The sequence below is a fragment of the Isoptericola sp. NPDC056134 genome (assembly GCF_042264825.1).
GTDB classification, from domain to species: domain Bacteria; phylum Actinomycetota; class Actinomycetes; order Actinomycetales; family Cellulomonadaceae; genus Isoptericola; species Isoptericola nanjingensis.
Map to the genome: position 1 here is coordinate 117,992 of NZ_JBHJVM010000007.1, position 7,499 is coordinate 125,490.

Sequence of the window (7,499 nt, forward strand, 5' to 3'; positions counted from 1 at the left end):
GTTCGCCCCGCGAACGACGCCAGACGAGCGCCCACAACGCTCTCCGGTACCCGACCCGCCTGAAAGAGACGCAACGATGCCCCTCGTCGCCGGCGTGGACTCGTCCACGCAGTCCTGCAAGATCGTCGTCCGCGACGCCGAGACCGGCGCCCTGGTGCGCTCCGGCACCGCGAAGCACCCCGACGGCACGTCGATCGACCCGCAGCACTGGTGGGACGCGTTCCGGTCCGCGGCGCAGGAGGCCGGCGGCCTCGACGACGTCGCCGCGATCGCCGTCGGCGGCCAGCAGCACGGCCTCGTCGCGCTCGACGCCGAGGGCCGCGTGGTCCGCGACGCCATCCTCTGGAACGACACCCGCTCCGCCGCCGCGGCCGAGGACCTGATCGCCGAGCTCGGCGACGGCGACCGCGAGGCCGGCGCGCAGGCCTGGGCCGACGCCGTCGGGTCCGTGCTCGTCGCGTCCCTCACCGTCACCAAGCTGCGCTGGCTGCGCGACGCCGAGCCCGAGAACGCGGCGCGCGTCGCCGCCGTCGCGCTCCCCCACGACTGGCTGACCTGGCGCATCGCCGGCTACGGCCCCGAGGGCGAGTCGCCGCTCGGGCCGCGGCTCGACGCGCTCGTCACGGACCGCTCCGACGCGTCCGGCACCGGCTACTACGACGCCGAGGCAGAGAACGGCGCGGGCGCGTACCGCCCCGACCTGCTGACGCTCGCCCTGGGGCGCGACGACGTCACGCTCCCCCGCGTGCTCGGCCCGGCAGAGGCGGGCGGCGTGGCGCACGCGTCGGTCGCCGGCGCGGACGTCGAGGGCGGCGCCCTCATCGGGCCCGGCGCCGGCGACAACGCGGCCGCGGCCCTCGCGCTCGGCATGACCCCCGGCGACATCGCGATCTCGATCGGCACGTCGGGCGTCGTGTCCGCGGTGGCGCCGACGCGCACCGCCGACGGCTCCGGCGCCATCAACGGCTTCGCCGACGCCACCGGCAACGCGCTCATGCTCGCGGTCACCCTCAACGCCGCCCGCGTGCTCGACGCCGCCCGCGCGGTGCTCGACGTCGACGTGCACGAGCTCGCCGACCTCGCGCTCGCCGCCCCGCCCGGCGCCGACGGCCTCGTCCTCGTGCCCTACCTCGAGGGCGAGCGCACCCCCAACCGCCCCGACGCCACCGGCACGCTGCACGGCGTCCGCCTCGCGACGTCCACCCGCGAGCACCTCGCGCGCGCCTACGTGGAGGGCATGCTCTGCGGCCTGGCCGACGGCCTCGACGCGCTGCGCGCCCAGGGCGTGCCCATCGAGCGCGTCATGCTCATCGGCGGCGCCGCCCAGTCCCCCGCGGTGCAGCAGGTCGCGACGCAGGTCTTCGGCCTCGCGATCGGCGTGCCCGAGCCGGGCGAGTACGTGGCCGACGGCGCCGCGCGCCAGGCCGCCTGGGTGCTCGCGGCCGCGGCCGACCCGGACGTCGCCGCGCCCGCCTGGTCGACGACGGTCGCCACCACGCTGGACGCCGACCCGCGCCCGGTGGTCCGCGAGCAGTACGCCGCCGTCCGCGACCTGGTCTGAGCCTGGTCCTCGCCGCGCCCCCGACGGGCGCGACGAGGACCCTGGCACGGCGGGAAAGCGATTACTAGGCTGGCGCCATGATCGACCTTCACCCGCTCGTCGAGCGCGCCGTCGCGCACGACATCGCCCTGCACACCCTCGACGTGCGCGTGGGCGACGACCGACGTGTCGCCGCCGTCGCACCCACCCGCGGCCACGACGTCCCGCAGCGGATGTTCTCGGTGTCCAAGACGGTCACCGGCCTGGCCGTCGGGCTGCTCGCCGCCGAGGGGCGGCTGTCCCTCGACGACCCGGTCGTGCGGCACTTCCCCGACCTCGTCGCGGGCCACCCGCCGCACCCGTGGCTCGAGGCCACGACGCTGCGGCACATGCTCGCGATGGTCGGCCCGCACCGCTCGACGACGTACAAGGTGCGCGGCGGCGGCTGGCTGGAGTCGTACTTCCGCGTGGAGCCCACGCACCCGCCGGGCACCCTGTTCACGTACGACACCAGCGCGTCGTACACGCTGGCCGCGCTCGTGGAGCGGACCACGGGCGGCACGCTCGCCGACTACCTGCGCCCGCGGGTGCTCGACCCGCTCGGCATCTCCCCCGGCCTACGTTTCCTGCCCGGCCCGGACGGCTTCAGCCACGGCGGCTCCGGCCTGATCGGCACGCCCGACGACCTGACCCGCCTGGCCCGGCTGCTCAACGACGGCGGCGTGCACGACGGCGCGCGGCTGCTCCCGGCGGAATACCTCGCGGCCGCGACGTCGCCGCAGTCGGACCCCGCCATGCAGACCTGGGGCGGGCCGTTCCGCGCGGCGTACGGGTTCCAGCTGTGGCTGCCGCCCGCCGGCGGCTGGCTGATGTTCGGGATGGGCGGGCAGATCGTCTACGGCGACCCCGAGCCGGGGGTCACCGTGGTCGTCACCGCCGACTCGCAGGCCGCGGCGAGCGGCGACCAGAAGCTGCTGGACCTCGTCCTCGACCACCTCGTCGGGCCCGCGCGCGAGCTGGCGCGGGCGGGCGGGGAGGCCGCCGCGCCCCCGGCGGGAGCCGCCGTCACGACGCTCACCTGGCCCACCCCGAGGCACGACGCCGCGCACGCGCGTCCGTTGACCGGCACCTGGGCCGGCCGCACCCCGGGCACTGGCCCGGCGGACCTGACGCTCGATGTCGACGCCGCCGGGGGCACGATCGCGTCGTCCGACGGCTGGTCGATCGCGCTCGACACGACCGGCCCGCTGACGACCCGGATCGGCGAGGAGCCGGCGGTCGTCACGGCGGGCTGGTCCGCCCCCGGCACCCTCGACGTGCGCGCGGGGACCCACGGCGACGAGCTGGCCACGCTTCGGCTCCGCCTGGCCCTGGCCGACGACGGCGCCCTCGCCGTCCAGTCGCAGGGCTTCGGCGAGACGCTCGACCCGCGGTGGACGTTCCACGCGGCCTACTCCCGCTGACACCACTCGATCGTCGTGGGCGCTCGTTCGGCGCTATTCGTCTCGCGAACAGCGCCGAACAAGCGCCCACCACGATCCCCGGGTCAGCCCTTGACCGAGCCGATCAGCGCGCCCTTGACGAAGAACCGCTGGATGAACGGGTACACCAGCAGCATCGGCAGCGTCGCCACGAAGATCACGGCCATCTTCACCGACTGCGCGGGCGGGACGACGTCGACGGCGCTCTCGTCGGCGTTCATGCCGGACGCGACGATGACGATCTGACGCAGCAGCACCTGGATGGGCCACTTCTCCGAGTCGTTGATGTAGAGGATGGCCGCCTGGTACGTGTTCCAGTAGTACACGGCGTAGAAGAGGCCGATGGTCGCGATCGACGCCAGGGACAGCGGCAGCACGATCCGCAGGAACACCCCGAGGTCCGAGCAGCCGTCGATGCGCGCGGCCTCCTCCAGGCTGTCCGGGATGCCCTGGAAGAAGCTGCGCATGATGACGAAGTTGAACGCGTTGATCAGCACCGGGAGGATCAGCGACCACAGCGAGTCGATGAGCCCCAGCTTCTGCACCACGATGAACGTGGGGATCATGCCGCCGCTGAACAGCATCGTGAACACGACGAGGAAGTTGATCACCCGCCGGCCCTTGAGGTAGCGCTTGGACAGCGCGTACGCCATGAGCGCCGTGACCAGCAGGCTGAGGAAGGTCCCGCCCACGGTGACGATGACGGAGACGCCCATCGCCTGGAAGATCGTCGACGTCGACAGGATGTACCGGTACGCGTCGAGCGTGAACGTGTGCGGGATCAGGATGAACGGCCGGGTCGCGATCTCGCCCGGGGTGGCGAGCGAGCTGCCCAGCACGTTGAGGAACGGGATCAGGCACAGCAGCGCGAAGCCCGTGAGGACGACCACGTTGACGACCTGGAAGACGCGCACCCCGACCGAGGGCTTGCGGGTCCGGCCCGTGGGGCGGAGGGGCCGTGCGGCGGGCGCTGCCGCGGCGATCTTGCTCATCTGGAACTCCCGGTTCGGGGCTGGTCGGAATGCTGGTCGGTCGTGCGCAGGGCGAAGAGCCCTGCGGTGACGAAGAAGCCGAAGGCGATCGGGTACAGCAGGAGCTGGCTGCCGAGGAGGCACGCGAGCCCGGCGGCGAGGAACCACCACCCGGTCGTGCGTCGGGCGGGGCGGCGGCGCGCGAGCGCGAAGCCGACGACGGTGAGCCCGAGCACCACCGGCACGGTGAGGCTGAACCACGCCGCGAGCGTGCGCGTGGCCTCGTAGGCGGCGTCGACCGGGACGCCCGCCGCGCCGGCGACCCCGCCGTCGGCGAGCAACGGGTAGAGGGTGTCGGCGAACGTCGCCTCGTCGACGCCGTTCACCACGAGGGTGAACGCGCCGAGGGAGAGCGTCGTCACGGCCGCCGCCACCCCGGCCACCCAGAGCTCGACCGTGCGCCGGACGACGACCGCCGGACCGGCGGGCTCGGGCGCGGCGTCGCCGGCGGCACGGCGGGCGGTCGTGTCGGTCATGGCCATGTCAGCCGTTCACCTCGGCGTAGGCGGCCGTGAGCTCCTGCTCGATGTCGCCCAGACCCTGCCCGCGGAGCTTCTCGATGGCGGCCTCGTAGTCCGCCATCTCGATCTGGCCCACGACGTACTTGTTGTAGGCGTCCTTGGCCGCGTCGTGGACCGTGGTCCACTGCCGGTCGTAGGCCTCGGAGGACAGCGACTGCGTCGGGTTGACGACGGCGTACTGCTCGTTCTCGAGCATCTTCTCGTTGCCCTCGTCGACGTACGGCTCGGTGCTCTTGTAGGTCACGACCTTCTCGGACAGCCGCGACGACGAGTAGGGCTGGACCTCCTGCTCCCAGGCGGTCTGGTCCTCGATCGTCACCACGCCGTCGGCGTCCTGCGAGTAGTGCGTGCCCTCGACACCGTTGGTCATGAGGCCGAACGCCTCTTCGTCCAGCAGCTTGTCGGCGAACCCGAGCACCCGCTGGAGCTCGGCCTCGTCCTTCACCTCCGACTTCGGGAAGGACAGCCAGCCGCCGAGCCCGCCGGCCGTGTCGGTGAGGATCCTGCGCGGCACGTCGCCCGAGGTCATGTCGTTGACCAGCGCCCACGTCATGGGCGTCTCGGGGTCCGCGTCCTGCGCGAGCGCGAGGTAGCCCTTGGCCTCGAACAGGCCCGTGACCACGATGCCGCCCTTGCCGCGCGCGATGGCGTCCTGCTGGTTCGTCTTCTGCATCGTCACGAACTCCTGGTTGACCGCGCCCTGCTCGTACACGCCGCGGTACCACTCCATCGCCTGCTTGAAGGCGTCGCCGTCGAGCGTCGAGCGCACCTGGCCGGCGTCGTCCACCTCGAAGTCGTCGCCGGCGCCGAAGTACCCCGACAGGGACCGGAAGCCCAGGTCGAAGCTCTCCTCGCGGTCGATGAACCCGGTGGTGTCGTCCTTGCCGTTGCCGTCCGGGTCGTCCTTGGTGAACGCGACGGCGACCTTCTCCAGGTCCTCGATCGTGTGCGGCACCTCCAGGCCCAGGTGGTCCAGCCAGTCCTGGCGGACCACCACGCCGTAGCGCGCCTTGATCTTCTGGAACGGCACCCCGTAGAGCTTGCCGTCCAGGCGGGCCGCGTCCAGCGTCTGCGGGTCGATCTCGGCGAGGTTCGGGAAGTCCTTCAGGTAGGGCTCCACGTCCCAGAACATCCCCGACGTCAGCGACTGCCGCACGGTCGAGCTGTCGACCGGCGCCATCGACACCATGTCGGCGAGCGCGCCCGACGAGAGCGCCGCGTTGAGCTTCTCGGCCGACGACGCCGCCGGCACCCACTGGACCTTGAAGTCCTCGCCGGTGTGCTCCTCCAGCGCGGTCTGGATCGGGCCGTCCTCGTCCGGCGTCACGGGCGTGTGCAGCGTCGCCATCCACGTGATGGGGCCGCCCGCCGCACCGTCGTCGTCGCCGGACCCGTCGCTGCCGCACGCGGTCAGCGCGAGCGCGGCCACCGCGGCCGCGGCCGCACCCTTGGCGAACAGGTTCTTCCTCATGCGAGGTGCTCCTCTCGTGTCGCCTGCTCCGTCGCAGGCGTGCTCGACGCGCGGGAGACGCCGGTGTCGTCCCGCTCGATCCGGCCGGTCACGTCGGTGAGCCGCAGCGTGGGGCTCGCCTCGGCCGTCACCTCGGGGCCGACCGCCCCGACCACCCGCACCCGGGTGAAGGCGGAGTCGGCCAGGTACCCGACGCGGATGCCCGCCCGCGCCACCGCCTCGACCCCCGCCGCCATCGCGGGGACGCCCGGCTCGGCGTCCTCGGCGAACGAGATCGCCACGTCGTCGAGGGTGATCTCGCTGAGCGGCGCCTCGGGCAGGCCGTACAGGTGCGCCGCCGCGGCATGCACCCCGCGGGCGGTCACGTGGGCCAGGTGGATCCGCCGGAACGCGGGCGTCCGGTCGTCCACCGGGTGCGGCGACCGGTCGCCGACCCACGGCTCCTTGCCGTCGGGTCCGCAGAAGTAGAAGGGGTTGATCACGAACGGGCACAGCACCCCGTCCATGATCACGTTCGCCACGCGCACGTCCTCGACGACGCCGCCACGCCCGCGGCGCGACTTCAGCCGGATCCCGCGGTCGGTGCCGGAGAACACGCAGCCGGTGATGACGACGTTGCGGATGCCGCCGCTCATCTCGCTGCCGAGCACCACGCCGCCGTGGCCATGGACCATCGTGCAGCCGGTGATCGTGATGTTCTCGCACGGCACGCGCTCGGCGGTGCGCTCGGTGCCCGCCTTGATCGCGATGCAGTCGTCGCCGACGTCGATGTGGCAGTCGCTGATCCGCACGTTCCGGCACGACTCCGGGTTGATGCCGTCCGTGTTGGGCGAGTCGGCAGGGTTGTGGATCCGCACGCCGGACACGCTCACGTCCTCGCACAGCAGCGGGTGGACGGTCCAGGCGGGAGAGTTCGTGAGGGTGACGTCGCGGATCGTCACCCGGGTGCACTCGTGGATCCCGACGAGCGTGGGCCGCGGGTGCACGAGGGACTCCCGGTCGTGGCGGAACGTGTCCCACCAGGCCGCGCCGCCGCCGTCGATCGTGCCGCGGCCGGTGATCGCGACGTCGGTCTCGCCGTGCGCGTAGACGCACGGCTGGTGGATCGTGGAGCTGGCGCCCTCCCAGCGGGCCTCGACCGGCGGATAGAGCGCGGGATCGGGCACGAACTCGAGCCGCGCGCCCGCCTCGAGGTGCAGCTCGACGTGCGAGCGCAGGCGCAGGGCTCCCGTGCGGTGGGTTCCGGCGGGCACCACCACGGTGCCGCCGCCCGACGCCGCGGCGTCGTCGATCGCGGCCTGCAGGGTCGTCGTCGCGAGGGTCTCGTCGAGGGTGTGCACGTGTGGCCTCTCGGTGGTGCCTGGTGCGGCGGGAGGGGGGGGGGGGGGGTCGGGCCAAGGTTCGTGACCGAATCGGGGCCAAACGCCCGCTCACACGAGCGACTTGGCGCGCAGG

Annotated in this window: 6 protein-coding genes; 2 read left to right on the forward strand and 4 right to left on the reverse strand. The window is 73.0% G+C overall.

The genetic code is table 11. The features are described from left to right. Nucleotides 1-76: 76 nt before the first annotated feature. A complete protein-coding gene (xylB, locus tag ACFCZN_RS09225) occupies nucleotides 77-1,561 on the forward strand; it encodes a xylulokinase (protein ID WP_429764385.1) in 1,485 nt (494 codons plus the stop codon). 77 nt (nucleotides 1,562-1,638) lie between these two features. Further along, entirely contained in the window at nucleotides 1,639-3,003 is a 1,365-nt protein-coding gene (locus ACFCZN_RS09230) for a serine hydrolase domain-containing protein (protein WP_430556573.1), read from the forward strand. Nucleotides 3,004-3,086: 83 nt separating this feature from the next. On the opposite strand, the gene ACFCZN_RS09235 is transcribed toward ACFCZN_RS09230, so the two are convergent. From ACFCZN_RS09235 to ACFCZN_RS09250, 4 genes are read right to left on the reverse strand one after another with little or no spacing between them, the layout of a single operon-like run. Continuing rightward, nucleotides 3,087-4,013, reverse strand: coding sequence for a carbohydrate ABC transporter permease (locus ACFCZN_RS09235; protein WP_429764383.1), 927 nt, complete (start codon nucleotides 4,011-4,013; stop codon nucleotides 3,087-3,089). Beyond that, entirely contained in the window at nucleotides 4,010-4,528 is a 519-nt protein-coding gene (locus ACFCZN_RS09240; protein ID WP_430556574.1) for a hypothetical protein, read from the reverse strand. Before ACFCZN_RS09240 ends, ACFCZN_RS09235 begins: the two co-directional genes overlap by 4 nt. A 7-nt stretch (nucleotides 4,529-4,535) precedes the next feature. After that, nucleotides 4,536-6,044 carry an extracellular solute-binding protein gene (locus ACFCZN_RS09245; protein WP_429764381.1) on the reverse strand — a complete coding sequence of 503 codons (1,509 nt, stop codon included), beginning with the start codon at nucleotides 6,042-6,044 and terminating at the stop codon, nucleotides 4,536-4,538. After that, nucleotides 6,041-7,384, reverse strand: coding sequence for a glycoside hydrolase family 28 protein (locus tag ACFCZN_RS09250; RefSeq protein WP_430556575.1), 1,344 nt, complete (start codon nucleotides 7,382-7,384; stop codon nucleotides 6,041-6,043). Before ACFCZN_RS09250 ends, ACFCZN_RS09245 begins: the two co-directional genes overlap by 4 nt. Nucleotides 7,385-7,499: the final 115 nt, after the last annotated feature.